This is a genomic window from Ferrovibrio sp. (genome assembly GCF_029255545.1).
Lineage (GTDB): Bacteria > Pseudomonadota > Alphaproteobacteria > Ferrovibrionales > Ferrovibrionaceae > Ferrovibrio.
This window is the reverse complement of sequence record NZ_JANLJJ010000048.1, coordinates 16,213-42,016: the sequence shown is the minus strand read 5'-3', so window position 1 is coordinate 42,016 and position 25,804 is coordinate 16,213. Positions and strand designations below refer to the sequence as shown.

Genomic DNA, 25,804 nt, shown 5'->3' with positions numbered 1-25,804 from the left:
GATTCAGCCGGCAACCGACCTATTGCCAGGCCGCATCAGTCAGCCCGTCGCCCGCAACCGCTTGTAGACGTGAACCATGAATGCGGTAGCTACAATCGGGACAAGGAAATTTACGATCGGAATGGTTAACAGAAGCACAATGAGCACGCCGCAGAGCCAGACATCGCCACGCCGGCGCTGACGCAGGCGGTCAGCCTCCGGTCGTGGCAGATAGCGCCAGGCCACGGCCTCGAAATACTCCCTTCCGACCAGATACCCGTTCACCGCCAGCGACAGCACGTAAAGCAGCGGCGGGAAGAACAGCAGGATGCCATAAACCGGCAGCAGCAGGATATTGACCACAAGAACGATGCCAAGGAAGCGCAGCGAACCCCAGAGCGCCGGCCAGAAAGCCACCGGCTGGCCACGGGATTCCTGCGGATAATGCTTCTGCTCCACCGCATCGGCGATATCGTCGATGAACAGGCCGAGCGCCGCCGTCATCACGGCGGGGAACAGCAGCATCGTGCCAACGAAAAACCCCAGGCCGGACAGGAAGCCGACCACCCAGTCGAGCCAGGTCTGCTCGGTTTCAGGCAGCAGCAGCAGGCCGAACCACAGCGCCAGCGCCAGCAGGCCGAACACGACCATGCTGATCAGCAGCGACTTCACCAGCACCCGGCGGAAGGCCGGGTCGGGCAGCTGGGCGACGGCGAGGCTTAAGGCGCGGCCGATCATGGCGTCTCCCCGATCATGACGGACCGGTCACGGCTGGCCGGTTATGGGATCGACCGGCACGCGGCCGCTCAGGCCCAGCTCGGCTTCCAGGATCGCGCAGAATGCCAGCAATTCCGCCTCGCCGCGCGGCCGTGCCACGATCTGCAGCCCGACCGGCAGGCCGGATTTGGTGAAGCCGCAGGGGATCGAGATGGCGGGCGTGCCGGTCAGCGTGATGGCGAAGGTGAGCACCAGCCAGGAGATGTAGGTGTCGAACTTGCGGCCGGCGACCTCTTCCAGATACCGCTTGCGATGATCGAAGGGCGGCGAGACACAGGTGGGCAGCACCAGGAAATCATGGCGTTCGAAGAAAGCGGCGACGCGATTGTAGATCTCGCCCTGCACGCGGCGCGCCTCGGCCTGCTCGGGTCCGGCCAGCTTGAGACCCTTTTCGGCGTTCCAGATCACTTCCGGTTTCACCAGGTCGGTTTTGCCCTGGATTTTTGGCCAAACTGAGGCGGCGAAATTGGCCGCGCGCAAAACCTGGAAACACTCTTCCGCGCCGCTGAAATCCGGCGTATCGGTGCCGACCTGCGCGCCCAGCTTTTCCAGCCGCCGCACGGCCGCCTCGCAGATCGCCAGCACCTCCGGATCGACCGGCGACAGGCCGAGATCGGGGGTCCAGCCGACGCGGCAGCCGCCGGCAAAGCGCGAGGGCAGCCGGCCGAAACCCAGGGCATGGTCGACGGAGTCAACGAAGCTGCGCTCAGGCGCCGGCAGGCTGAGCGGATCGCGCGTATCCAGCCCGGCCTGGGCATCCAGCATCAGCGCGCAGTCGCCGACATTGCGCCCCATCGGGCCCAGCACCGAGAGCGTGTCGAAAGGCAGCGCGCGCGGGCCCCAGGCAACCCGGCCGGGCGACGGGCGCAGGCCGACCACGCCGGTGAAGCTGGCCGGAATGCGCAAGGACCCGCCCAGGTCAGAGCCATCGGCCAGCCAGACCTCGCCGGCCGCCAGCGCGGCGGCCGAGCCACCCGAGGAGCCGGCCGGCGTCATCGCCGTGTTCCAGGGGTTGGTGGTGGTGCCGAACACGTCGTTGAAGGTCTGCGCGCCGGCGCCGAATTCCGGGGTATTGGCCTTGGCGATCACCAGCGCGCCGTTGCCTTCCAGCCGCTCCACCGAATAATCCGAGCGATGGGCGATGCGGTCGGCGAAGGCACGGCTGCCCTGGACACAGCGCACGCCGGCCACATCCACCAGATCCTTGATCGCCACCGGCAGGCCGTAGAGATAGCCCGGCGGCGGATCGTCGGGACGCTCCAGCTTTTCGGCCATGGCGCGGGCGCGGTCCAGGCACAGGATCGGCAGGGCGTTGACCTTGGGTTCCACTTCGGCGATGCGCGCCTCGGCGGCATCGATCAGCTCGCCCGGACTGACATCGCGGGCTTTCAGCGCCGCCACGGCCTGACGGGCGGTCATCTTTATCAACGCGTCCATATTTGCCTTCCTTGCCTCGATTGGCTACAGAGTAACGGTAAATACCGCCAGCAGGAAAGCTTCGATGACCAAGGCCCAGAACAACGTGCTCGCCATCGGCAACGCCATCGTCGACGTGCTGGCCCGCGTGGATAACGACTTCCTCGACGCCCATGGCATGCCCAAGGGCGGCATGACCCTGATCGACGGCGGCCGCGCCGAGGCGCTTTATGCCGCCATGGGCGAAACGGTGGAATGTTCGGGCGGCTCGGCGGCCAACACGGCGGCCGGCATCGCGGCGCTCGGCGGCAAGGTGCAGTTCATCGGCCGGGTGCGCAGCGACACGCTGGGCGAGGTGTTCGCCCGCGACATCCGGGGCCTGGGCGTGCATTACGACACCACGCCCGCCACCGAAGGCCCTTCGACGGCGCGCTGCCTGATCCTGGTGACACCGGATGCGCAGCGCACCATGAACACCTATCTGGGCGCCTCGATCGACCTGACCCCCGACGATATCGAAGCCGCCGCCGTGGCGCAGGCCGAGATCACCTATCTGGAAGGCTATCTGTGGGACCAGCCGATGGCCAAGGACGGCATGCGCAAGGCGATCCGGCTCGCCCATGACGCCGGCCGCAAGGTGGCGATGTCGCTGTCCGACAGCTTCTGCGTCGACCGCCACCGCGCCGAATTCCGCCATCTGATCGAACACCATGTCGATATCGTATTCGCCAACGAGGCCGAGATCACCGCGCTCTACGAGACGCATGACTTCGACGGCGCGCTGCAGCATGTGCGCGGCCATGTCGATGTCGCAGCCCTGACCCGCTCCGAAAAAGGCTCGGTGATCATCTCGGGCGAGGAACTGCATATCATCGACGCGGTGCGCGGCGTGAACGTGGTGGATACCACCGGCGCCGGCGACCTCTACGCGGCCGGCTTCCTCTATGGCTTCACCCATGGCTTCGACCTGCATGCCGCCGGCCGGCTCGGCTCGCTCTGCGCCGCCGAGGTGATCAGCCATATCGGGCCGCGCCCGCAGGCGTCGCTGAAGCCGTTCATCGCCCAAAGCAAGGGTGAATGACGAAATGCGCCTTTCAGTCATGATCGCTGGGCGAAAATGACTTGAAAGACGTGCAAAGATACCTATAGGTTTCCCCTGACGCGGGTAAAAACCCGCGCTAATATTTCTAACCGGGGGAATTATGAAAATTATGCATCTTGCTGCGGCACTCGGCATGAGTGTCGCCATCTCTGGCTGCGTCAGCGTCTTCGAGGGCACATCCCAGGATATTTCAGTGGGAACCAATCCCGCTGGCGCGACCTGCTCTTTCATCCGGGAAGGTCAGTCGATCGGGACCGTCCAGACGCCAGGCATCCTGACCGTGCGCAAAAGCAAGCACGACATCACCATCAAGTGTAACAAGGACGGCTACCATGAAGCGTCCTATCTCAATAACTCAGGCGTATCGGGCACCATCGCCGCCAATGTGGTCGTGGACATTCTGTTGACCGCCGGAATTTCATCGATTGTCGATTCCGCCAATGGTGCCGACAACAAATACGACAGCGCCGTCAATCTCACGCTGATCCCGATCAATGGCGCCAAGGAAGTTGCCAAGACTGGCAGCTAAACGACCGCCAAACCATGATCTGCGCGGGCGGCAGGCTTTGTACTGCCGCCCATTTTTTCGTGAAATGGGTCAAAACGGCCGGTCGACAAAGGCGTTGAGGACATGCCGGTCGTCGAGGCGGACCGAGACGCCATGACCCGACACCACGGCATGGCCCATTGACGGCAGCGGCGCCCGCGACCGGGCGACGGCAACGCGCATGATCTCGCCGTGGCGCGCCATCACGTTGAGGTCGCGGCAGGGACCGTCGATCAGGCGGCATTGCGCGGCAAGGCCGCCATCGAACTGGTGCGGCTCAAACGGCTTTGTCACTTCCAGCGTCGAACCGTCGCTGAAGTCGAGAATAAACCCGTTGCCTTCAACCAGCGTGATCCAGCGCGTGACGCCGGGAAAAGCCGAGAACGGCCCGTCGCGATCGATCTTCGCCATGCTGACGCGCCAGCGGAAATCTTCCATCGCGGCACCGGGCGGATCAATGGCGATCTCGGTGGTGAGGCCACCACCATTCTTCCAGGGCTGCGCCGGCAGGCTGGCGATATGGATCAGCCGATTTTGCTGAGCGCCCATTTGAATACCAGCGGGGTTTCGCCGGCCGAGCCGGTCATCACGATCTGCTGCGTGCGACGCGGCGCATCGGCACCGCCATTGTCGGTATGGCCGAAATAGACGCTGTCTTCCAGCCGCACCACGCCGCCGGCGCCGCGCCAGCGCCAGCCCTGGCCGCTGGCGCTTTTCAGGATCACCGTGTCGCCGCTGCCGATCAGGGACGCATGTACCCCTGGATGCAGATGCAGCCGCAGCACGGCTTCCACCGGCATGCCGCCATTCGCGGAGGGCGGGGATTCGGTGATGGTTTCCTCGCCGCGCAGGTCCTCGCCGCCGGCAGCGAGGAACAGCCGCCGGCGATGCAGGCGGTTGTGACTGCGCCACCAGCCATCATGCTCCAGGTCGAACCAGATGGCACCGTCCTGTTCATTGCGCGTTGCGCTGATCCGCGCCGCAGCGGCCGGTTCGGCCTGGCCCAGCGTGATGGTGCTGTGGGCCGCGCTGCCGCTCAGGGCATCCGACCAACCGCCGCTGACGCGGCGCGAGGCGCCACAATTGACGATCAGGCGGTCCTTGCCATGGCTGAATTCAAACGACAGCAGGCCACGATGCGGCGGCGGCGCATCGGGCAGCATCGGCGGCATCGCGCCTGTATCAATCAGCAGCAGGCCACGCCGCGCGAGCGCGCGCTCGTACCCGCTGAGCGTCGCTGAATTGAGCGGCTTGCCCTTGGCGTCCGACAGGTCGAGCAGCTGGTCGATCTGCGCAGGCACTTCCTCCTGCCCGCCATGAAACAGCGCCAGGCCGCCATCGCCATGGCGGAAAAAGCGCAGCATCGGCGCCATGCGATCGAGAAAGACCTGCAGCAGGGCGGCGCGTCCGGGGTCGAGCGCCAGCAGGAAACGCCACAACGCCACGATCTCGCGCAGCAGGCGATAGAGCTGCGACGGATTGCGGCTGACATGGCCGCCATCGGCGAGAATCTGGGTTTCGAGCGCGCCGCAGAGAGCCTGCATGACCGCCTGCTGCGGCTGCCCCAGGGCCTCGGTGCCATACACCAGGCCCAGCAGCGCGGCAAAACGCGGCAGGCCGGGCTGTGCGCGTTTCGCGGCATGGTTCAGATGCGCGGTATGTCGCGCGATGGCGAGCAGGAAGTCGTGGGCGAATTTGTCGTCGGCGCCATCCAGCAGGAAATGCGCCGCGTTGACCCAGTGCGCCAGCCGCCGCCCGGCCACGTCGGCGCGCCAGGGCAATCCCTGGATCTGCATCGCGTGCTTTTCGAGCCAGGAACCAACCAGCGCGCGCGCCATGCGGCGCGCCATGTCGCCGCCCTGGGTAACGAAATCGCGCAGCCAGCGGAACCCGTGCAGTTCGGCGGCCCAGGCGGCATGGCTGATCGCATCGAGTTTCAGCTCGGCCGCAGTCATGCCCCAGGGCGCGGCCCGGGGCGAGACAACCTCGACGCCGGCGAAGACGAAACGGCCCTGGAACAGGCGGTCGGCATTGGCCACGGAACCCGGCCATGCCTCGTCGGGCAGCACCGGCAGCTCAAGCGGTGCCTGGCGCGGCAGGGTCAGCGCGTAAAGGCGCGTGGCATACCAGGCGGCGCTGGCGCGCCGCAGCAGTTTCTGTCCGAAAGTTTCCTGCAGACTGGCCGCAGCCACGTCAGCTCACGCCGCGCGTTTGGCGCGCACCCGCGCGATGTTGTCGGCATAGGCCGACGGGCCGCCCTGGAAGCTGGCGGTACCGGCCACCAGCACATCGGCGCCGGCATCCACGGCCAGCTGCGCGGTCTCGGCATTGATGCCGCCATCGACTTCCAGGTCGATGGCGCGGCCCGACTTGTCGATGGCCGCGCGCAGGATGCGGATCTTGTCGAGCTGGCTGGCAATGAATTTCTGCCCGCCGAAACCGGGATTGACGCTCATCACCAGCACGAGGTCGACCATGTCGAGCACGGCCAGCGCGGTTTCCACCGGCGTGCCGGGATTGAGCGACAGGCCGGCCTTTTTGCCCAGGCTGCGGATCAGCTGCAGCGTGCGATGCACATGCGGCCCGGCTTCCGGGTGCACGGTGATGATGTCGGCTCCGGCCTCGGCGAAAAGCGGCACGAAGGCATCGACCGGCGAGATCATCAGATGCACGTCGAAAGGCTTTTTCGTGTGCTTGCGCAGGGCCGCCACCACGCTCGGACCGATGGTCAGGTTGGGCACGAAATGGCCGTCCATCACGTCGATGTGGATATAGTCGGCGCCGGCCGTGTCGATAGCGGCGACCTCCGCGCCCAGCTGGGCGAAATCGGCGGACAGGATCGAAGGGGCGATTCGGGTGGAAAGCTGCGGCATGGGGCAGGCTTAGCAGCTTCCGCCCAGCCTCGCCAAGGGCTTATCCGGCCGGACGGATCATGCAAAGCAGGTCGTGGACCTGTCCGGTTCTTCTACTTTAAGAAGTTATTCCGCTTTACTTGCCCCCATAAGCTGTGGAGAGAATCAACTGGGGCAGCTGGGGGGGAAAAATCGATGAGCGGGAGATTCTACGTTGGCCTGACCATGGCCGGCGCGATTTCGGCCGGCGCCTATACCGGCGGCGTTTTCGATTTCCTGATGGAGGCCCTCGAAGCCTGGGAACAGCGCAAGAAGGCGCTGCGCGCCGCCGGCATCCCGGAAGCCGGCTGGGATGTGCCGAGCCATGACGTGGTGATCCCCGTGATGTCGGGGGCTTCGGCCGGCGGCATCACCGGCGCGCTGGGCCTTCTGGCGCTGGCCGACGCGGAAGACCGCGTCGTGCACCACAGCATTCCGATGGTCGGCACGGTCACCACCCGGCTGCCGCGGCTATACCAGGCCTGGGTTGAGCTGCCCTGCTTCGTCGATCCCGCCGGCGGCAGCGATCTGCTCGGCGACGAAGACATCCAGGCCCTGGGCCCGGACGACGCGGTCTCCGCCCTGCTCGACACCACGATCCTGCGCCGCATCGTCGACGCCTCGCTGCTCGGCTTTACGGCGCTGCATCCGCCGCGCCCCTATCTGTCCGCGCATGTCGACCTGCTGCTGACCCACACCAACCTGCGTGGCGTGCCTTATGCGATCCGCTTCCTCAATACCGGTGCGATGGACGAGGGCTATGACATGCTCTGCCACGCCGACCGGGTGCATTACGTCGTCAGCGGCATCGGCAGCCACATGAATTTCTCCAGCCCCTGGCTCGCTCCGGACCCCGCCAGATCGATCGACGTGGCCACCCTGTCCGGCCTGAATGCCGTGGAAGGTCCCTGGTTCGATTATGCCGAGGCGGCGCTGGGCACATCCGCCTTTCCGGCCGGCCTGTCGGCGCGCGTGATCCGCAACGTCGCCATCGAGGATTACAAGGCCAGGCAATGGCCAATCCGGCGCAGCTATCAGGCCGGCGGCAACCAGGCGCCGAAATTCGACCTGATGCCGAGTTTTCCGCCGTCGCTGGTGGGGAACCGCGCCGACTACGTCACCGTCGATGGCGGCGTGATCGACAACGAGCCCTTCGAGCTGGCGCGCTGGGCGCTGATGGAACAGCCACCGCAGAACAATCCGCGTGAAGCCGAAAAAGCCGAGCGTGCCGTGCTGATGATCGATCCGTTCCCCGAACCGCCCAGCTACGACATGACGGGAAAGCTGGATGCCAGCCTGATGACCGTGATCAAGAGCCTGTTCCCGACCCTGAAGGATCAGGCGCGGTTCAAGCCCGATGACATAGCCGACGCCCTGGATGAATCCGTGTTCAGCCGCTTCCTGATCGCGCCGCGCCGCCGCAGCGCGCCGGCTCCGGCGCCGCTGGAGCCGCATGCCATTGCCTGCGGCCTGCTCGGCGGTTTCGGCGGCTTCCTGGCCAAGGAATTCCGCGCCCACGATTACCAGCTCGGCCGATTGAACTGCTATCTCTTTCTCAAGGACTGCTTTGCCCTGCCAGCCACCAACACGGTGATCGCCGCCGGCTATGGCCCGCCCCATGGCCCGGCCGCAAAACTACCGGCCTTCCAGACCGCGCCGAGCGGCGGCCTGCCAGGGCCCTTCTACCAGATCATCCCGCTGGTGCCGCCAGACCCCGCGGACCCGTCGCGGCCGCATGTCGCCCAGCCAACGGCGCCGGTCTGGCCCCGCGTTACGCGGGCGGATGTCGATACCATGGTGCGGCGGGCCAAGGGGCGCGCCGATGCGGTGTTCGGCCGGCTGAAATCGGGTTTCGCGTCACGCCTCGGACGCTGGATCGCCGGCCTGGTCTGGTGGGCCTATGGCAAAAGCAAGGTCGAGGATTTCATACGCTGGGCCGTGCTGCAGGACCTGTATCGCCGCGACCAGATTGCCGGGCCGACGGCGGGCCAGGTCGAGGATATCCGGCTCGTTGCCGCCGGCCTTGCCAATCCCGCCTATGATTACCGCACGGTCGGCGGCATCGCGCGGCAATTCGGCCGCACCGCGACGCAGATCGATCGCGCCCTCAACGATCCGGCCCTTGCCACGCTGCTCGCCCACGGCCCGAAGACGGCAAATGGCGACCGCACCTATACCCTGCAGGAGCGCAAGCCGGGCTGGTTCAGCCAGTTGCCCGGCATCAAGCAGGTCGACGAATGGATCGTCTCGGGCAAACCTGTCATCGACTGAGGATACGATCATGGATATTGGCATTGTCCTGAATGTCGTCGTCAGTCTGGTCTTCCTCTATCTGCTGCTCAGCATGATGGCATCGGTGCTCGAAGAGATTATCGCCGGCGCCTGGAACAGCCGTGGCCAGGGCCTGCGCCAGACGATTGGCCATCTGCTTGGCGATCCACGGCTGGCCGGACTGGCCGGCCGGCTTTACGCCCACCCGCTGATTGCCGGCCTGATCCGGCCAGGCCTGGATTATCCCAGCCTGCGCTGGCTGGCCTGGCTGCTGCCGTTCCTGCGCGCGCGGCAGCCCTCCTATATAGAGCCGGAGATTTTCGCCGATGCGCTGACCGACATCCTGCGGCGTGCCGGCGCTTTTGTCTCCGGCAACATGCAGCCGGCGCTGGCCGCGCTCTGGGCCGACGCGAAGGGCGACGAGGCCACGTTCCGCGCCAGGCTGCTCGACTGGTACAGGGCGGGCACCGACCGGCAGAGCGGCATCTACAAACGCAGCGCCCAGCGCTGGCTGTTCTTCTATGGTCTGGCGCTGGCCGTCATGCTCAATGTCGATACCCTGCAGATCGCGCGCGCGCTGTGGAACGGCGGCAACGCCACCCGTGCCGCCGAAATCACCGCCCAGGCCACCGCCTATGTCAAAGCCAGCCCGGACGGCCCGAAGCAGCCGCCACAACAATCCACGGAGCAGGATTTCGCCGCCCTGCTGAAAAGCGTGCAGGCCATGCAGCTGCCGATGGGCTGGAGCAGCACCGGGTTCTGCTCGATCGCGATGGGCGCATTCGGCTTGACCAGCCTGCCGGCGCCGGGCTGGATGCGCAAACTGCCGGGAATGCCATGCCAGGGCGCCCAGCCGTCGGAACGCGTCCTGTATTCCCCGGCGGGAAAGCCGGAACACGCACCCGTCACCGCCGCCGCGTGGATCGGCTGGATCATGACGGCGCTGGCAATCTCTCTGGGCGCGCAGTTCTGGTTCGACACGCTGGGCAAGATCGTGGGCCTGCGCGCCGCCGGCCGGAAACCGGAAAATCCGACACCCGCGCCAGCACAGAAATAACCCTCAGCGCGCGCCGGTCAGCAGCGCATAGGTCAGGCTGGCCTGAGCGAAGGGTTCCTCGCGCTCGACGCTGCGGAACACGGCCTCGCCAAAAGCCAGGCTCTGGCCCAGCCGGATCACCCGGGTGTCGCACAGCACGTCCATGTCGGCGACGGCGCGGAAGAAACTGGTGGTCTGGGTTACGGTCGCCATGTTGACGAAGCGCTTCAGCGCGCTGGTGACAGCGAACACCATGGCGGTATCGGCCACCGCCATGATGGCCTGGCCACAGAGAATGCCGCCGACCCGGGCCAGTTTCGGGTTGTTGGGCAGGCGCAGCACGACGCGGCCGGGCTCGATCGTCTCGAAACGCAGATGCAGGTCGCGGATCCAGGGCGGGAAATTCTCGGCCAGGATGGCCTGGGCGTCGGCTGGGGTAAGCTGGGTCATGCTGCCTCCCGGTCAATGCCTCGACTATACCCCAGACGGGGGCTAGAACAGCGGCCATGTCAGCCCCCGCCAGCCCGATACCCGTTCCGCCGAATCCCCGCCGCGTCGCCGCCAGCCTGCTGGACGGCGTGCTGGGCAAGGGCCGCGCCCTGGACGACATGCTGGCCGACCCCAAAAGCGGCTTCCGCGACCTGGCCGACCGTGACCGCGCCTTCGTGCGCCGCCTGGTGGCCACCGCCTTGCGCCGGCGCGGCCAGATCGACGGCACATTACGCAAGTTCCTTACCCTGTGGCCCAAGGGCCTGCCACGCGAGGCGATGCGGCTTGGCGCGGCCGAATTGCTGTTCCTCGACGCGCCGCCCCATGCCGCGGTGGATTCCGCCGTGGACCTGATGCACCCCGAGCAGAAAAAGCCGCGCGGCCTGATCAACGCCGTGCTGCGCAAGGTGGCCACCGAGGGCGCGACCATCGTGGCGCAGCAGGATGCGGCGAAGCAGAACACGCCGGACTGGCTGTGGCAGAGCTGGGAGCGCGCCTATGGCCCCGATCTGGCGCGCGACATCGCGCTGGCGCATCTGCAGGAAGCGCCGCTGGATATCAGCGTGAAAGGCGATGCCGCGCTGTGGGCGGACAAGCTGCAGGCCGAATTGCTGCCCAGCGGCAGCCTGCGCCGCATGGCGCCGGGCGCGGTGGAGAACCTGCCGGGTTATGCCCCCCAAGATGGCAAGGGGAGCGCCTGGTGGGTGCAGGATGCCGCGGCTGCGCTGCCAGCGAAACTGCTGGGCGACGTGGCCGGCAAAACGATAGCTGACCTCTGCGCCGCACCCGGCGGCAAGACCGCGCAGCTTGCCGTCAGTGGCGCGATCGTCACTGCGGTCGACCGTTCGGCGCAGCGGCTGAGGCGCCTGGAGCAGAATCTGGCGCGACTGGATCTGAAAGCCGAGGTGGTGGTCGCCGAGATCGAGCAATGGCAGCCGCCGCAGCCTTTCGATGGCGTGCTGCTGGACGCGCCCTGCTCGGCCACCGGCACGATCCGCCGCCATCCCGACCTGCCGTATCTGAAAGACGAAACCGACGTGATGAAGCTGGCCGCCCTGCAGCGCCGGCTGATTGCCGCGGCCTGGACGATGCTGAAGCCCGGCGGCCGGCTGGTCTATTGCGTCTGTTCGCTGCAGCCCGAGGAAGGCGAAAATCAGATGGCGGCGCTGCGTGCCCTGCCCGGCGCCAGGATCGTCGCCGCCGACGCGGCCACGCTCGGCGTGCCGGAAGATGCGGTCACGGCCGACGGCGCGCTGCGCAGCCTGCCCTGCCACTGGGCCGAGCGCGGCGGCATGGACGGCTTCTTCGCCGTCTGCCTGGAAAAATCCGCGGCCTAATCGAGCAGCGATTTCATCGCCGCATAGAGTTCGGATTTCGCCTCGAACCCGACGCCGGGATTCTGCGGCAGGCCGACATAACCGTCTTCCACCGCGATGCCATCGGCGAAGCCACCAAAAGGCTTGAACACGTCGGGATAACTTTCGTTGCCGCCCAGATGCAGGCCGGCGGCGATATTCAGCGACATCTGGTGGCCGCCATGGGGCACCACGCGGCGCGTCGACCAGCCATGCTGCTGCAGCATCTCCAGCGTGCGCAGGTATTCAGCCAGGCCATAGGAGAGCGCGCAGTCGAATTGCAGCCAGTCGCGATCCGGCCGCATGCCACCGAAACGGATCAGGTTGCGCGCATCCTGCATCGAAAACAGGTTCTCGCCGGTGGCCATCGGCTTGTCGTAATGTTTGCCGAGCTCTGCCTGCAGGGCGTAATCGAGCGGATCGCCGACCTCCTCGTACCAGAACAGGTCGTAGGGCAGCAGCGCCTTGCCATATTCAATCGCCGTTGGCAGGTCGAAGCGGCCATTGACGTCGACGCAGAGATTGCGCCCCTCACCCACGATCCTGATCACCGCCTCGATGCGGCGCAGATCCTCGGCCAGCGTGGCGCCGCCGATTTTCATCTTCACGACGCGATAGCCACGGTCGCGATAGCTTTTCATCTCGTCCTGCAGGGCGGTCAGGTCCTTGCCGGGATAATAATAGCCCCCGGCAGCATAGACCCAGACCTTCTGGTCCGCCACGCCGCTGCGGTAACGATCGGCCAGCAGGCGCCATAGCGGCTTGCCTTCGATCTTGGCCACCGCATCCCATACCGCCATGTCGAGCGTGCCAACCGCCACCGAGCGTTCGCCATGCCCGCCCGGCTTCTCGTTGGTCATCAGGGTTTTCCAGATGGCGAAGGGATCGAGGTTGTTGTTGGCCGTATCGATCAGCGTATCGGGATTAGCCTCCATCAGGCGCGGCAGGAAGCGTTCGCGCATCAACGCGCCCTGGCCATAGCGGCCATTGGAGTTGAAGCCAAAGCCAACCACCGGCCTGCCCTCGCGCACCTGGTCGGTGATCACGGCGACCACCGAGCAGGTCATTTTCGAGAAATCGATATAGGCATTGGCGATCGGCGAGGCGATCGAGACGGTCTTTTCGCGGATTTCGGTGATACGCATGCGACACCCCTGAATTGCGGGATGCAGCATAGAAAGATCAGTCGCGCTTAAACAGGCCTGGAATCATTCAGGCCGGCGCAGGCCGGATCACGCCTCGCGCAGGTCGGCGGCAACCGGGCCGATCTGCTCGGCCAGGAACCGCGCCAGTTCGGCGCGGCTTTTCGGGCTGCGCAGCACCCGTTCATCCTGCAGGTTGGACAGGAAGCCGGTCTCAATCAGCACCGAGGGAATAGCGGGCGAGCGCAGCACGGCGAAATTGGCCTGCCGCATCGGGTTTTCCAGCAGGTGCACGCGGCGGCCGACGCCGGTGACGATGCGGCGCTTGGCGCTGAGCGATGCGTTATGGCTGTGGCGGCGGGCCAGGTCGATCAGGATCGCCGCCGTCTGCTTGTCGGTGGCGCCGGCATCGAAGCCATAGATGGCATCCACCTGGTTTTCGCGGTCGGCCAGGCGGCGCGCGAAATCATCGGAGGCCTTGTCGGCGCGGCTGTAGGCCGACAGGCCACGCGCGCCGCGGTTCGGCGCCGCGTCGGCATGGATCGAGATGAACAGGTCGGCGTTTTTCTCATGCGCGAAGGCGACCCGGCTGGGCAGCGGGATATAGCTGTCGCGGTCGCGGGTCATGAACACTTTGATATCGGGGTTGCCGGCCAGCATCTGGCGGATGCTCTGGCAGATCGAGAGCGTGACGTCCTTCTCCTCGGTGCCGGTCACGCCGATGGCGCCGGGGTCGCGGCCGCCATGGCCCGGATCGAGCACGACGATGGCCGGCGGCCGCTTCGGCAGCGGCTTCGCCCCGCCCGCCGGTGATTTCTGGGGCGGCTTGCGGCCGGGCAGCGGCACGGCGCCATTACGCGTCGCCGCCTGCCCCAGCGCCGGCAAGGCGGCGCTGCCGAGCAGCCCAAGCAGGGAAGAGATCACCAAGCGTCGCGTATACATGCGGTTTCCATCGACCGAATCGAATCTGGCGCGAATCGGCATCTGTGGGGCAGACGATAGACGTCTGCTGGACTCGCCGGCAAGGACAGTCCGTCTTCAGGCTGCCAAGAGATGGTGAATGCTTGGTTAAAATGGCCTAGTCGAGGGTGTATTTGGCCCGCACGTCGTATTTGTGCGACTTCACCCAGCCCTCGATCAGCTTTTCCAGCGCCGAATTGGGCTTCTCGGGCAGCACGATCTTCAGCTTCACATACTGGTCGCCGCGCTGGTCAGATGCCCCGCCCTTGAGCGGAAAACCGCGGCCCTTCAGCCTCAGGGTGGTGTCGGAGCTGGCGCCCTTGGGCACGGCGACGGCCACCATGCCGTCGATGGTGGGCACCGCGATCTTGGCGCCCAGAACGGCCTCGTCCAGCGTGACGGGCAGCTCGAGCTGGATATCCTCGCCCTGGCGGATGAAAAAGGGATGCGGCTCGACCGTCACCTCGATCAGCGCGTCGCCGGCCTCGCCGCCATTGCGGCCGGCATCGCCCTGGTGCCGCAGGCGGATCTGCTGGCCATCGGCCAGGCCGGCCGGGATGGCGACATCGAGCTGCTTGCCGTCGGGCATGGTGAGCCGGCGCTTGCAGCCGCGCGCAGCATCGAGAAAGCCGATCTTGAGGTTGAAATGGCGGTCGGCGCCGCGCATCGGTCGGTTGGTCCGCGCGCCGGCACCGCCACGGGTGCGCCGCATCTGGCCGAAAATCTCGTCGAAGATATCCTCGCCGCCATTCTCGAAACCGCCGAAACCGTGATCGCCGCCGCCGAACGGGCCCCGCGCGCCACCGCGCGCGCCAGCACCCGGGCCGCCGCGAAAACCGCCGCCAAAGCCGCGGGCACGCGGCTGGCCGGCGGCATCGATCTCGCCGCGGTCGTATTTGCCGCGCTTTTCCGCGTCACCAAGAATGTCGTAGGCCGCCGAGACTTCCTTGAACCGCTCGGCCGCCTTGGCGTTGTCGGGATTGCGGTCGGGATGCAGTTCCTTGGCCAGCTTGCGATAGGCCTTGCGCAGATCGTCCTGGCTGATGCCGCGCGCCACCCCCAGCACCTCGTAGGGATCACGCATGACGGCCGCCCCCCTGCATCCGGTTCATGGCTGCGACTCCCCGCCCGGCCTGGCTTCCGATTCCAGCCGGTTGGCATCATCGCGGTTTTCGCCGCTGGTGAACAGGTCGGGGATGGAAACACCGCCGCCGGACTGGAGAGCCGAATAGAACCGGCTGAGAAGACCGGGCCGGTCTTCCTCGGCCGGCGCCGCTTCAGTGACCGCCGGAGTCTCAGTGGGCGCAGCCTCAGCGGGCGGAATCTCCGCCGATGGCACCTCGGCGGGCGAAGCCTCAACGGGTGGCGCGGGCTGGGCTGCAGGCGGCACAATGGCTGTTTGCGCCGGCGTATCGGCTGGCGCGGCGGGCGGCGCGTCGATCGGGTCGGCCGCGCTGCTTTCGGTCTTCTCGTCGCCGGTGGCTGCCTTCGGGGCGGCAGCGTCGACAGCCGGTTTGGCAGCACCGCCATCACGGCGCATCACCAGCAGCGACAGCCGCTCCAGCGCATCGGGCTGACCGGCCTTGGCCGCGTTGTTATACCAGCCGAGTGCGATGGCCTCGTTCTTCTCGACACCAAAGCCGAGCTCGTACATCAGCCCGAGATTGTACTGCGCGACGGCATGGCCCTGTTTCGCGGCAGCCTCGAACCATTTGCGCGCTTCGGCGTAATCGATGGCGACACCTTCGTCGCCCTGCAGGTAGATCGCCGCCAGATTGGCCTGGGCCCGCGCGAAGCCGGTCTCGGCGGCGCGGCGATACCAGTGCAGCGCCTGCTGGATGTCGCGTTCGACGCCCTGGCCCCAGCGATAGAGATGACCCAGGTTGCGCATCGCAGCGACATCGCCGCGCTCGGCCAGCGGCGCCCAGGCGGCATAGGCGCCGGCATGATCACCGGCCTCATAAGCCTTCACGCCATCGGCAAACCCCGCCCAGGCCGGAAGCGGCGCAAGCAGCAACGCGGCAGCGCAGATACCTGCCGCCGCGACCTGGCGTATCGCAGCTTTGGCCCCGGCCATGGCGGTGCGGATCACCCGTTGACGATCTTCCAGCTGCCGTCCGGCTGACGGCAGGCCGTGCCGAAGGCCTTTTCGGTCTTGCCGCCGACGGTCACGGTCTGCTGGAACTCGCGGCAGTAATCGCCATTCGCCGCCGTCCCCTCGCGGGTCGGGGTCACGGTGCCGGAATTGCCGCTGTCGGGATTACGCCAGGAAATCGTCTGGCCCACCGGCGCGGTGGTTGCGCGGTTGCTGGCCTTTTCCATTTCCGCCTTGTCGGCTTTGTCGAGCGAGGAACCGATCTGGTTGCCGAGCCAGGCGCCGGCGAGCGCACCGGCGGCAACACCAACCAGCTGCCCCGTGCCCTTGCCGAACTGGGCGCCGAGGACGGCGCCGCCGACGGCGCCCAGCACGGTGCCGACATTCTCCTTGTTCAGCTCGGGTCCCTGGCCGTTATTCTGGCAGCCGGCCACGGCAAGGCCGGCCAGCAGGACAGGAAACAGGAAAAAACGCGAAAAGCGGACCGGTTTGGCCAAAACGCTCGGGGTGGCAGACATCGGGGTCGTCCTCACAGCAATGGCGGCAAGCAGGGCCGCCGAATCAGACGCCCTAGTATATTGGTCGGGTTAACGCCGCTGCAAGGAGGGGGGCGCGGGGGATCGTCACGGAAAACCGCGATCCGCCACGGCCAGACCGGCCGGATGGCCTAGGATTTGTTAAAGAAGTCGATATTGCTGAACAACGGCGAGGATTCGTCGGCCAGGCGGGAGGCGTCAAACATCTCCAGGCCGTTCGATTTCATGATCGAGCGGATGGTGCGGATGTAATCGGCGCCGCGCACCGAATAACGGTGCAGCTGACCGGCCAGCTGATAACTGTCGAGCGTTTCGCCGCGGTCGCGCATGGTGGCGCGCTTGTCGCGGAATTCGCGATAGCTCGACTTGCTGTTGAGATTGCGCATATAGGCGGCAACCGACTGCTCCAGGCTTTTGAAGCGCTGGACCTCGTAGGTCTCACCGTCGGGCCGGTTTTCCGGCACGATGCCGCTGCCCGGATTCCAGGTCCACTGGCCGAACACCGCGTTGCCCATCAGGGCGAAACGCGAGGTGCCCCAGCCGGATTCCTCCACCGCCTGCGCCAGCGCCAGACCCGGAGGAACCACGTCGATGCGGTTGAGCAGCTCGGCCGTGTCGACCTCGTCCAGGCCATACTGCTCGGCGGTCTGCTGCAGCCAGGCTTCATCGCGCGCCGCAAGCGTCGCGCCACGCTGCAGGCGATCATGCAGGCGCGCGACGCGCTCGCGATTGGTGGCAATACGCTCGTTCTCGCGCAGGATATGCGGCAGCATCACCTTGATGAAGGCGCGCTTGCGCTTTTCGGTCAGGCTGACATCCGCGATGTCGATCGGCAGCGAGGCCAGGAAAATGCGCGGCACTTCATACTGTCCGCTGGCACCGCGCAGATCGGCAAGATCAAAGCCCTGCTGCTCGAACTTGCGCAGCATGGCGTCAACCGTGCGATCGGTCTGCGCCCGCAGGGCCGTGCGATAAGGCGAAAGCTGGCGCACTTCGGCAATGCGGCGCGAGGCTTCCTCGGCGCTGACCGCAGCGGTGTCATTCTGAGTCTCAGGACTCTTCTTGGCTGCCTTGCCCGCATCGGCCACGGCGCGCGGCTCGACCACGACGCGCCAGTCAAGCTGGGCGATCTGGCGCAGACGGTCCCAGGCCTCATGCACGCCCTCGCCCAGCGAAGCCTGCTGCACCTGCACGTCGGGAACGCGGGCGAGCTGACGGCTCGACAGCAGACCGACACCGATACCGGAAACCAGGCCGACGGCCAGAAGCAGGCCAAAGCCGGCAAAAATCAGACGCACATCAGAGCCGATGGCAAGCAACCGCCGATCGCGATTAGCCGTCATGGGTCAAACCTCCACAGTTCTCAGCGCCAGATCCCTTCGACACAACCGACAGAACATCGTCAGTAGCGCCGGGCGCTGCCCTTGTGCGATCCCCCACCAGGAAACGCGTGAATACCCGCCCGGTTCCGCAACCCGGAACCGGAGGGCTACTAAACTGCCCGAACCTCGGAAACCTCGGGCACGTAATGCTTCAGCATGTTCTCGATGCCGTAGCGCAAGGTTGCCGTCGAACTGGGGCAACCGGCACAGGAGCCCTGCATATGCAGGTAAACGACGCCGCGCTCGAAACCGCGGAACACAATATCGCCGCCATCCTGGGCAACCGCGGGACGCACCCGCGTGTCGATCAATTCTTTGATCTGGAGTACGATCTGGCCATCGGCCGGGTCGAATCGCTCATCGGCGCCAGCGCCATCGGCGCCGGCATTGATAACCGGCAGGCCCGCCATGAAGTGTTCCATGATGGCGCCCAGCAGGGCCGGCTTCAGCGCGGTCCAGTCCTGCGCCGGGGCCTTGGTCACGGTGACGAAATCACTGCCGAGGAAAACCCCCTCGACGCCATCAACGGCAAACAGCCGCACCGCCAGCGGCGAAACCTTGGCGGCTTCGGCGTCGGTGAAGGCAGCCGACCCGGCAGTGAAGTCCGCCGGCAGCACATCGCGGCCGGGCAGGAATTTCAGGGTCGCCGGATTGGGCGTGGTTTCAGTCTGGATAAACATCATGGGTCCGTAAAAGGTGACTGGAAATTGGTTGGGGGGTCCGCAAATATCAAGGCTAAAGACAAAGGCAAAACCATGGCGAAGCAAGATTGTTGCTGATTAGAGGCCTCTGTTTGGAAGATTTTTAACCGATGTGGATAGAATCGCGGGTTTTCCCCAAGGCTGTGGAGCGATGAGCGGCGCCGTGAAGGGTGTCGAACGTCTGCCGAGCTGGCCCGATTCGCGGCTCGTTCTTACCCCGGCCGCCCGCTGGCTGATCGAGCATGACGGTAAAATCATGCCGATGGCCGATCTGATCGACGGATTCTGCCGCCTTCTGATCGCCGAAGGCATTCCGCTGTTCCGCGTCACCACCGGGCAGCCCTCGATGCATCCCCTGACCTATACGCGTGGCTATACCTGGCAGCGCGACGCCGGCGTGACCATGACCGAACGCGGCCATGGCGTGGTGCGGACCGCCGAATACCTCAACAGCCCGATTGCGGTGATCCACCAGGGCGCCGCCGCCATCCGTCGCCGGCTCGATCTGGCCGATACGCCGATGGATTTCGGCATCCTGCACGATCTGAAGGTCATGGGGGCCACCGACTACCTGGTGCTGCCGATGCGTTTCACCCAGGGACCGGGCATGGGTGGCGTTGAGGGGCAGAACATCTCCTTCATGAGCTTCGCCACTGATCGGCCGGGCGGCTTCCGGCCGGAGGAGCTGAGCTATCTGGAGGAGCTGATGCCGCTGGTCGCCCTGCGGCTGGAACTGGAGGCCGGCCGGCGCATGACCCGCGACCTGCTGACCACCTATCTGGGGCGCGGCCCGGCCAAGCGGGTGCTGAAGGGCAATTTCATGCGCGGCCGCGGCTATGAGGTCGAGGCGGCGATCTGGCTGTCCGACCTGCGCGGCTTCACGGCGTTTTCCGACCGCCACCCGCCCCAGGAAGTGGTGGCCATGCTGGACAGCTATTTCGATGCCATGGCGGCGCCGATCCAGGCCCATGACGGCGAGGTGCTGAAATTCATCGGCGATGGCCTGCTGGCGATCTTCCGGGTCGATGACGAGACCGGCGGCCGGGCCGAAGCCTGCCGGCGCGCCCTGGCCGCCGCCCGCGAGGCCTTCAGCGGCCTGTATGAACTCAACCAGGGCCGCGCCATCGAAGGCGCGCCGCCGGTGCGGGTGGGGATTGGCCTGCATGTGGGCAAGGTGGTGTTCGGCAATATCGGCGCCCGCGACCGGCTGGATTTCACCGTGATCGGCCGCGCCGTCAACGAAGTGGCCAGGGTGGAAAGCCAGACCAAGATTCTGGACCGGCCGTTGCTGGCCTCGGCCGCCTTTGCCCAGGAAGTCACCGACTGCCCGCTGCAATCCGTTGGCTTCCATGCCCTGCGCGGCGTACAGCAGGCCCAGGAGCTGTTCGCCCTGACCAGCGAATGCCTGGCCGGCTACGAATAGCGCCGTATACGGTCAGAGCAGTCTTCATTTGTCACGCCCGCGAGGCAGGTGCAGACTTGCGACGTGACCGCCAATCCCCCTTCCTTGGTGGATGACGCCAAGCTCAGTTATGTGCTGTCCTGCTGGCAGCGCTGGCGCGAGGGCCATGCCTGGCCGGCGCGCGAGGATATCGATCCGCTCGACCTCAAACGCCTGCTGCCGAACCTGTTCCTGCTGGAAAGCATCGATGGCGGGCGCCGCTTCCGCTTTATCCTGGCCGGCCAGACCGTGCGCGAGAATCTCGGCTTCGAACTGAGCCAGCGCTTTCTCGACGATCTCTTCAGCGGCGAGCAACTGGCGCGGGCCGAGGCATATTATCGCCTTGTCATCACCGGCCACGGACATTACGCCGTGCAGCACTGGCTGCAGCGCGACAGGCCGGTGATGGAGTTCCGGCGCCTGCTGCTGCCGCTGGCCGCCGACCGCGGCCATATCAACGGCATCTTCGGCTTTGCCCTGTATGACCGGCTCGATGGCAGCCTCGGCAAGCCGGTCGATCATCTCAACGATCCGGTTTCCATAACAACGCTGTCTGCCCAGACAATCGAGCTGTAGCGAACGCGGCCGGCGGCTTCAGGTCAGATGGTCGATCTGCTCGTCGGTCAGGCTGCCGGGGATCACTGTGATCGGGAAACCGAGATTGCCCGACATCTGGCCGGCCAAAGCCGCCACCAGCGGGCCGGGCCCCTCGCCGCCCGGCGCGGCGGCCAGAACCAGCATGCGGATGGCCGGATCCTGATCGACCAGCTTGAGAATCTCGTCGCGCGCAAGGCCCTCGCGGATCACCAGCTCCGGCAGGATGCCGGAATCCTGATTCACCTGCTCGGCCAGCTTATGCAACAGGTCTTCGGCCGCCTCATGCGCTTCCGAACGCATGATCTCGGCCACGCCGGCCCATTGCTGGAAATCGATCGGCTCGACCACGCGCAGCATCACCACGCCGCAGCGGATATTGCGCGCGCGCTTGGTGGCATAGCGAACGGCCACGCGCACTTCCGGCGTATCGTCGACCACGACGAGGAATTTGCTGCGACGCTTGGCGTCGGTCCGTTTTGCGGCGTCTTTGTCGCTCATGGAGCGCAGGTTGCCATTGCCAATGGCAAAAAGGCAATGGTTAACCCCAGGGGTTGCTCCCGGGCGGTTATCCCTGGTATCGCGCCGCCATCATTTCTGCAGAATATTGACGACTTCGTAGACCTGCGTGCGCGCGCGTTCGACATAAAAGCCCATCGAACCAAGATGATTGGGCAGGATCACCGCGTCGGGCTTGGCATTGCTGACCACCAGCGGCCTCAGGCCGGCGCCGGCTGCGAAAGACGCCAGCATCTGGTCCCAGGTGCCGCCCAGTTCACGGTCGCGGATCACATTGGCATAATCCTGCCGCAGTTCGCGCAGCACCATGTAATAGGCATAAAGCTGGCCCTTGACGCTGTAGAACACGTCATCGCTTTCGGTATCGATCCACAGGCTGCTGCCTTCGCTGATGCGGCGGTCGATCGCCGCCGAGGCCGACCCGATATCGAGCGCAATGCGCTCCAGCGTCGCCTGCAGGTTGTCGCCGCGCCGCTCGAACACCGCCTGCCCCTGGCTGAGGCGCTGATTATAGCTGAGCAGCGCGCTGCGCGCCTTGCGATACTGGTCTTCCGATTTCGCCGTCGGCAGCAGCGAGGTGGAGAAATCGAAAATCCATTTCGTGCCGGAATATTGCAGCAGGCCGGCGGCTTCCTGCAGATCGCGGTCGGTCTGGCTGGAGCCGCGCGTGCGGCCGATCTGGTCGACCATCTGGAAGGCGAAGCGGCCGAGCGCGTGGATCATGCCGAGCTGATAGTTCGGCATGTTATCGAGCATCGAACCAGGCATGAAGAACGGATCGTTGGCCACCCAGCCATTGCGGTTGACCTCGCGATCAATCAGGCCTGCCGCCATCGCAACCGCGCGGCTGCTGGCCGCCGTTGCGGCCGGGTCGGGACTGGCGACCTGATAATCGGGATTGTCGTCGATCTTGTGGGCGATCAGCATGCCGATGGGGTAATACAGGCCGAAGACCAGCGCGACGATCACCACGGCCAGCGTCAGCCAGCGGGCGCGCAGGCGGGAGACAAGGGAATCAGTGCTGTCGGTCATGGGATCATCGGTCATGGGATGTGCCGGAAAAGAAAAGGGCAGGCCCCGCTAATGTGGGCCCGCCCCGATCAGGCTTCAAGGTGCCGGCGGCTTATGGCCGCAGGAAACCCACCGCATCATAGACTTCGGCCAGGATCGGCGCCGACAGCGCGCGGGCCTTTTCGCCACCCTGGCGCAGGATGCCGTCGACATAACCCGGATCGGCCATCAGGCGGCGCATCTCGGCCGTGATCGGCCCGAGCACGCCGACCGACACCTCGGTCAGCATCTTCTTGAACTCGGCGAATCCCTTGCCGGCGCAGTCGGCCACCGCCTGCTCCAGCGTCAGGCCGCTGAGCGCGGCATAGATGCCCATCAGGTTCTGCGCCTCCGGCCGGCCCTCCAGCCCTTCCACCGTGTCGGGCAGGGCCTCGGGATCGGTCTTGGCGCGCTTGATCTTGTCGGCGATGGCATCGGCCGTGTCGGTCAGGTTGATGCGCGACTGGTCGGAGGCATCCGATTTCGACATCTTCTTCGCGCCGTCGCGCAGGCTCATCACCCGCGTCGCCGTGCCGAAGATCTGCGGCTCGGTCAGCGGGAACAGCTCGCGGCCGTAATCATGGTTGAACTTCTGCGCGATGTCGCGGGTCAGCTCCAGATGCTGCTTCTGGTCCTCGCCGACCGGCACATGGGTCGCCTTGTAGGCAAGAATGTCGGCGGCCATCAGCGCAGGATATGCGAACAGGCCAAGCGAGACATTCTCGCGGTCCTTGCCGGCCTTCTCCTTGAACTGCGTCATGCGGTTCATCCAGCCCATGCGGGCGACGCAGTTGAAAATCCAGGCCAGCGTGGCGTGATCGGGATTCTGCGACTGGTTGAACAGGATGTTCTTCTGCGGATCGATGCCGGAAGCGATCATCGCCGCCGCCAGCTCGCGCGTGTTGCGCGTCAGTTCGGCCGGGTCCTGCCATACCGTGATGGCATGCATGTCGACCATGCAGAAGATGCATTCGAACTCGTTCTGCAGCGCGACCCAGTTGCGCACCGCGCCGAGATAGTTGCCGAGATGGAGATTGCCGGAGGGCTGGATGCCCGAGAAGATGCGCCGTTGGAAGGCCATGGACGTCCCTTGCAGGATGGGGCGGTGGAAGACCCCGGTGATGGGAAAAACGTGAGCGCGCGGTTATCGCCGGGGTCCGTGGCGCCGTCAACCCCTGCAACCATCATCACCGGCGCAGGGCGGTGCGCCATTCCGCCGGCCGGGTGGCGCCCAGCGCCAGCGCCGCCAGCAGGAAGACCAGCAGGCCGCCGCCGACCAGGACCACCAGGGCGGCAACCCGCAGGCTGAAGCCGCCGGCATACCAGCCCGGCAGCAGGTAACGGTCGAGCGCGAACAGGGCCAGAGCCATCACCACGGAGGCAGCCAGGATGCGCCAGGTGCGGCCTTTCAGCCGGGCATCGGCATGCCAGTGGCCGCGCCGGCGCAGCACGTAGAGCAGCAGCAGGGTGTTGACGCTGGCCGCCAGCGCCGTGGCCAGCGCCAGCCCGACATGGCCGAACCGCGGCATCAGGGCCAGGCTGAGACCGATATTCACCGCTATGCTGACCAGCGCCAGCTTGACCGGCATGCGGGTGTCCTGCCGTGCATGGAAGCCCGGAATCAGGGTGCGCGAGATCACGAAGCCGGGCAATCCGACCGCGTAGGCCAGCAGCGTGGCCGCCGTCTGCCGCGCGGTTTCCAGGTCGAATTCGCCGCGCTGGAACAGGATCGAGATGATCGGGAACGGAATCGTCAGCAGGGCGGCGCAGGAGGGCAACGCCAGCAGCAGGCCGAATTCCAGCGCGCGGTTCTGCGTCACCAGCGCGCCGGCATGATCGTCGCGGGCCAGCTGGGCCGACAAGGTGGGCAGCAGGGCGGTGGCGATCGCCGCGCCCACCACGCCAACGGTGAGCTGGTTGATGCGGTCGGCATAGAACAGATACGACACCGCGCCGGCGGGCAGCAATGATGCGAGGATCAGCCCGACCACGAGGTTGACCTGGGTGGCGCCGGCGCCCAGCGCTGCGGGCAGGATCAGTTTGAACAGGCGACGCAGCTTGTCGTTCAGGCGCGGCCGCCGCAGCCGCAGGTCGACGCCACTGCGCCGGGCATCCAAGGCCAGCCAGAGAAACTGCAGGATGCCGCCGACCAGCACCGACCAGGCCAGCGCGTAGCCGGCATTGGGAACATGCGGCGTGAGCAGCAGCATGCCGGCGATCATCACCAGATTGAGCAGCACCGGCGTCGCCGCCATGGCGAAGAAGCGGCCGAGGCAGTTCAGCACCGCGCCATACAGCGAGGCGAGGCTCACGAACAGCAGATAGGGGAAGGTGATGATGGTGAGCGTCACCGACAGGTCGAACCGCTGCGGATCATCGACGAAACCGGGCGCCAGCAGGATGATCACCGCCGGCATGGCGATCTGCGCGACCAGCGTGAAACCGAAGGTGGCCAGCAGCAGGACAGACAGCGCGCGCTCGGCAAACAGCTGCGCGGCGGCGTGGCCCTCCTTGGCTTGGATATGGCTGAACAGCGGCAGGAAACCCGCCGTGAAGGCGCCTTCGGCAAACAGCGAACGGAAGAAATTCGGCAGGCGCAGGCTGACGAAGAAGGCATCCGCCACCGGGCCGGCGCCGAGATAGCGTGCGATTAGCAGATCGCGGACAAAGCCGGCGATGCGGCTGACCATGGTGAGGCCGCCGACGGTGGCAATAGCGCGAAACAGGGACATCTACGCTGACTTCCAGGCAAACGGGGCGGCGGGAGTATAGGCAGATGACGCTATGGCCGCCACCGTCGTCAGGCTGCTTTCGCCGCCGCCTTGGCGGATGGCTTGTCGTCGACCGGCGAAATCTTCTTCAGCAGATGCTTTTCGATCTGCTGCAGCCGGCGCTTGTCGGTCAGCTTCATGCCGGTCAGGTCCTGCACGTAGAATACGTCCACCGCGCGCTCACCATAGGTGGCGATATGGGCCGAGCCGATGCTCAGGTTCAGATCATACAGGCCCCGCGTGACATCGTAGAGGAAACCCGGCCGGTCACGGCCATTCACCTCGATCACCGTGTAGCGGTTGGACGCCGCATTATCGACCAGCACGCGGGGCTCGACCTTGAACACGCGGGTGCGGCTCGGCAGGCCGGGCCGCTCAGGCGCGATGGCCGAGCGCAATTTGAGGTCGCCAGACAGCGCGCGCTCCAGCGCGGTGTTGAGCTTCCTGAGCTGCTCCGGCTTGTCGAAGGCCTTGCCCTCGATGTCCTGGATATAAAAGCTGTCGAGCGCCATGCCGTCATTGGTGGTGAAGATCTTTGCGTCGACGATATTGGCGCCGGCCGCCGCCATCGCGCCGGCGGCGCGCGCGAACAGGCCCGGATGGTCCGGCGCATACAGGGTGAATTCGGTGACGGCGCGAAACTTGTCGGCCCGCGAGGCGGTGGTCAGGCTGCGACCATCCGAATCGGCACCTCGGGCATCGGCCTCGCGCATCAGCCCGGCATGGCGGACGATGGTATCGACATCGTTG

Annotated in this window: 25 protein-coding genes; 7 read left to right on the top strand and 18 right to left on the bottom strand. The window is 65.9% G+C overall.

Features of this window, described 5'->3' with window-relative positions:
* Positions 1 to 39: 39 nt before the first annotated feature.
* Positions 40 to 717 (bottom strand): EI24 domain-containing protein, encoded by a 678-nt coding sequence (locus Q1J79_RS09790; protein WP_300299705.1) that lies wholly within the window; start codon positions 715 to 717, stop codon positions 40 to 42.
* 27 nt (positions 718 to 744) lie between these two features.
* Positions 745 to 2,193 carry an amidase gene (locus Q1J79_RS09785; RefSeq protein ID WP_300299703.1) on the bottom strand — a complete coding sequence of 483 codons (1,449 nt, stop codon included), beginning with the start codon at positions 2,191 to 2,193 and terminating at the stop codon, positions 745 to 747.
* Positions 2,194 to 2,257: 64 nt separating this feature from the next.
* On the opposite strand from Q1J79_RS09785, the gene Q1J79_RS09780 reads away from it, so the two are divergent.
* Both Q1J79_RS09780 and Q1J79_RS09775 read left to right on the top strand, forming a co-directional pair.
* Entirely contained in the window at positions 2,258 to 3,253 is a 996-nt protein-coding gene (locus tag Q1J79_RS09780; RefSeq protein ID WP_300299701.1) for an adenosine kinase, read from the top strand.
* A gap of 121 nt (positions 3,254 to 3,374) precedes the next feature.
* Positions 3,375 to 3,803 carry a hypothetical protein gene (locus tag Q1J79_RS09775; RefSeq protein WP_300299699.1) on the top strand — a complete coding sequence of 143 codons (429 nt, stop codon included), beginning with the start codon at positions 3,375 to 3,377 and terminating at the stop codon, positions 3,801 to 3,803.
* A 69-nt stretch (positions 3,804 to 3,872) separates the two neighbouring features.
* On the opposite strand, the gene Q1J79_RS09770 is transcribed toward Q1J79_RS09775, so the two are convergent.
* The 3 genes from Q1J79_RS09770 to rpe are packed head-to-tail and all read right to left on the bottom strand — an operon-like array spanning position 3,873 to position 6,694.
* The gene (locus tag Q1J79_RS09770) at positions 3,873 to 4,370 is read right to left on the bottom strand and encodes a HutD family protein (RefSeq protein ID WP_300299697.1); all 498 of its coding nucleotides are present in this window, start codon (positions 4,368 to 4,370) and stop codon (positions 3,873 to 3,875) included.
* A complete protein-coding gene (locus tag Q1J79_RS09765; protein WP_300299695.1) occupies positions 4,346 to 6,013 on the bottom strand; it encodes a heparinase II/III family protein in 1,668 nt (555 codons plus the stop codon). Before Q1J79_RS09765 ends, Q1J79_RS09770 begins: the two co-directional genes overlap by 25 nt.
* Before the next feature lie 6 nt (positions 6,014 to 6,019).
* Entirely contained in the window at positions 6,020 to 6,694 is a 675-nt protein-coding gene (gene rpe / locus Q1J79_RS09760) for a ribulose-phosphate 3-epimerase (RefSeq protein WP_300299693.1), read from the bottom strand.
* Positions 6,695 to 6,868: 174 nt separating this feature from the next.
* On the opposite strand from rpe, the gene Q1J79_RS09755 reads away from it, so the two are divergent.
* Both Q1J79_RS09755 and Q1J79_RS09750 read left to right on the top strand, forming a co-directional pair.
* A complete protein-coding gene (locus tag Q1J79_RS09755) occupies positions 6,869 to 8,983 on the top strand; it encodes a hypothetical protein (protein ID WP_300299691.1) in 2,115 nt (704 codons plus the stop codon).
* Positions 8,984 to 8,993: 10 nt separating this feature from the next.
* Positions 8,994 to 10,040 (top strand): hypothetical protein, encoded by a 1,047-nt coding sequence (locus Q1J79_RS09750; RefSeq protein WP_300299689.1) that lies wholly within the window; start codon positions 8,994 to 8,996, stop codon positions 10,038 to 10,040.
* A 3-nt stretch (positions 10,041 to 10,043) separates the two neighbouring features.
* Here Q1J79_RS09750 and Q1J79_RS09745 read toward each other — a convergent pair whose 3' ends face one another.
* A complete protein-coding gene (locus tag Q1J79_RS09745) occupies positions 10,044 to 10,469 on the bottom strand; it encodes a PaaI family thioesterase (RefSeq protein ID WP_300299687.1) in 426 nt (141 codons plus the stop codon).
* Positions 10,470 to 10,525: 56 nt separating this feature from the next.
* Between Q1J79_RS09745 and Q1J79_RS09740 the strand changes: the two genes are divergently transcribed.
* Positions 10,526 to 11,845 carry a transcription antitermination factor NusB gene (locus Q1J79_RS09740; protein ID WP_300299684.1) on the top strand — a complete coding sequence of 440 codons (1,320 nt, stop codon included), beginning with the start codon at positions 10,526 to 10,528 and terminating at the stop codon, positions 11,843 to 11,845.
* On the opposite strand, the gene Q1J79_RS09735 is transcribed toward Q1J79_RS09740, so the two are convergent.
* From Q1J79_RS09735 to Q1J79_RS09705, 7 genes are all read right to left on the bottom strand, one after another.
* Positions 11,842 to 13,008 (bottom strand): mandelate racemase/muconate lactonizing enzyme family protein, encoded by a 1,167-nt coding sequence (locus Q1J79_RS09735; RefSeq protein WP_300299682.1) that lies wholly within the window; start codon positions 13,006 to 13,008, stop codon positions 11,842 to 11,844. The two genes, Q1J79_RS09740 and Q1J79_RS09735, sit on opposite strands and share 4 nt — an antisense overlap.
* Before the next feature lie 87 nt (positions 13,009 to 13,095).
* Positions 13,096 to 13,947: an N-acetylmuramoyl-L-alanine amidase gene (locus tag Q1J79_RS09730; protein WP_300299680.1), complete on the bottom strand. Its 852-nt coding sequence runs from the start codon at positions 13,945 to 13,947 to the stop codon at positions 13,096 to 13,098.
* A gap of 136 nt (positions 13,948 to 14,083) precedes the next feature.
* Positions 14,084 to 15,049 carry a DnaJ C-terminal domain-containing protein gene (locus tag Q1J79_RS09725; RefSeq protein WP_300299678.1) on the bottom strand — a complete coding sequence of 322 codons (966 nt, stop codon included), beginning with the start codon at positions 15,047 to 15,049 and terminating at the stop codon, positions 14,084 to 14,086.
* A 24-nt stretch (positions 15,050 to 15,073) separates the two neighbouring features.
* On the bottom strand, positions 15,074 to 16,057 hold the full coding sequence (locus tag Q1J79_RS09720; protein WP_300299676.1) for a hypothetical protein: 984 nt from the start codon (positions 16,055 to 16,057) through the stop codon (positions 15,074 to 15,076).
* On the bottom strand, positions 16,054 to 16,578 hold the full coding sequence (locus Q1J79_RS09715) for an RT0821/Lpp0805 family surface protein (protein ID WP_300299674.1): 525 nt from the start codon (positions 16,576 to 16,578) through the stop codon (positions 16,054 to 16,056). Before Q1J79_RS09715 ends, Q1J79_RS09720 begins: the two co-directional genes overlap by 4 nt.
* Before the next feature lie 149 nt (positions 16,579 to 16,727).
* The gene (locus Q1J79_RS09710) at positions 16,728 to 17,939 is read right to left on the bottom strand and encodes a glucosaminidase domain-containing protein (protein ID WP_300299672.1); all 1,212 of its coding nucleotides are present in this window, start codon (positions 17,937 to 17,939) and stop codon (positions 16,728 to 16,730) included.
* Positions 17,940 to 18,088: 149 nt separating this feature from the next.
* Complete coding sequence (locus Q1J79_RS09705; RefSeq protein ID WP_300299670.1) at positions 18,089 to 18,658, bottom strand: NifU family protein; 570 nt, start codon at positions 18,656 to 18,658, stop codon at positions 18,089 to 18,091.
* Positions 18,659 to 18,830: 172 nt separating this feature from the next.
* Between Q1J79_RS09705 and Q1J79_RS09700 the strand changes: the two genes are divergently transcribed.
* The gene (locus tag Q1J79_RS09700) at positions 18,831 to 20,102 is read left to right on the top strand and encodes an adenylate/guanylate cyclase domain-containing protein (protein WP_300299668.1); all 1,272 of its coding nucleotides are present in this window, start codon (positions 18,831 to 18,833) and stop codon (positions 20,100 to 20,102) included.
* A gap of 63 nt (positions 20,103 to 20,165) precedes the next feature.
* Complete coding sequence (locus tag Q1J79_RS09695; protein WP_300299666.1) at positions 20,166 to 20,696, top strand: PAS domain-containing protein; 531 nt, start codon at positions 20,166 to 20,168, stop codon at positions 20,694 to 20,696.
* An 18-nt stretch (positions 20,697 to 20,714) separates the two neighbouring features.
* Here Q1J79_RS09695 and Q1J79_RS09690 read toward each other — a convergent pair whose 3' ends face one another.
* The 5 genes from Q1J79_RS09690 to Q1J79_RS09670 form a co-directional block, all read right to left on the bottom strand.
* Positions 20,715 to 21,215 carry a universal stress protein gene (locus tag Q1J79_RS09690; RefSeq protein WP_300299664.1) on the bottom strand — a complete coding sequence of 167 codons (501 nt, stop codon included), beginning with the start codon at positions 21,213 to 21,215 and terminating at the stop codon, positions 20,715 to 20,717.
* Between the two features lie 90 nt (positions 21,216 to 21,305).
* Positions 21,306 to 22,265: a DUF2333 family protein gene (locus Q1J79_RS09685; RefSeq protein WP_300299662.1), complete on the bottom strand. Its 960-nt coding sequence runs from the start codon at positions 22,263 to 22,265 to the stop codon at positions 21,306 to 21,308.
* Between the two features lie 91 nt (positions 22,266 to 22,356).
* Complete coding sequence (trpS, locus tag Q1J79_RS09680; protein ID WP_300299660.1) at positions 22,357 to 23,364, bottom strand: tryptophan--tRNA ligase; 1,008 nt, start codon at positions 23,362 to 23,364, stop codon at positions 22,357 to 22,359.
* Between the two features lie 106 nt (positions 23,365 to 23,470).
* The gene (gene murJ, locus Q1J79_RS09675; protein ID WP_300299658.1) at positions 23,471 to 25,015 is read right to left on the bottom strand and encodes a murein biosynthesis integral membrane protein MurJ; all 1,545 of its coding nucleotides are present in this window, start codon (positions 25,013 to 25,015) and stop codon (positions 23,471 to 23,473) included.
* 68 nt (positions 25,016 to 25,083) lie between these two features.
* A partial coding sequence (locus Q1J79_RS09670) for an ACT domain-containing protein (protein WP_300299656.1) occupies positions 25,084 to 25,804 on the bottom strand: 721 nt, incomplete at its 5' end.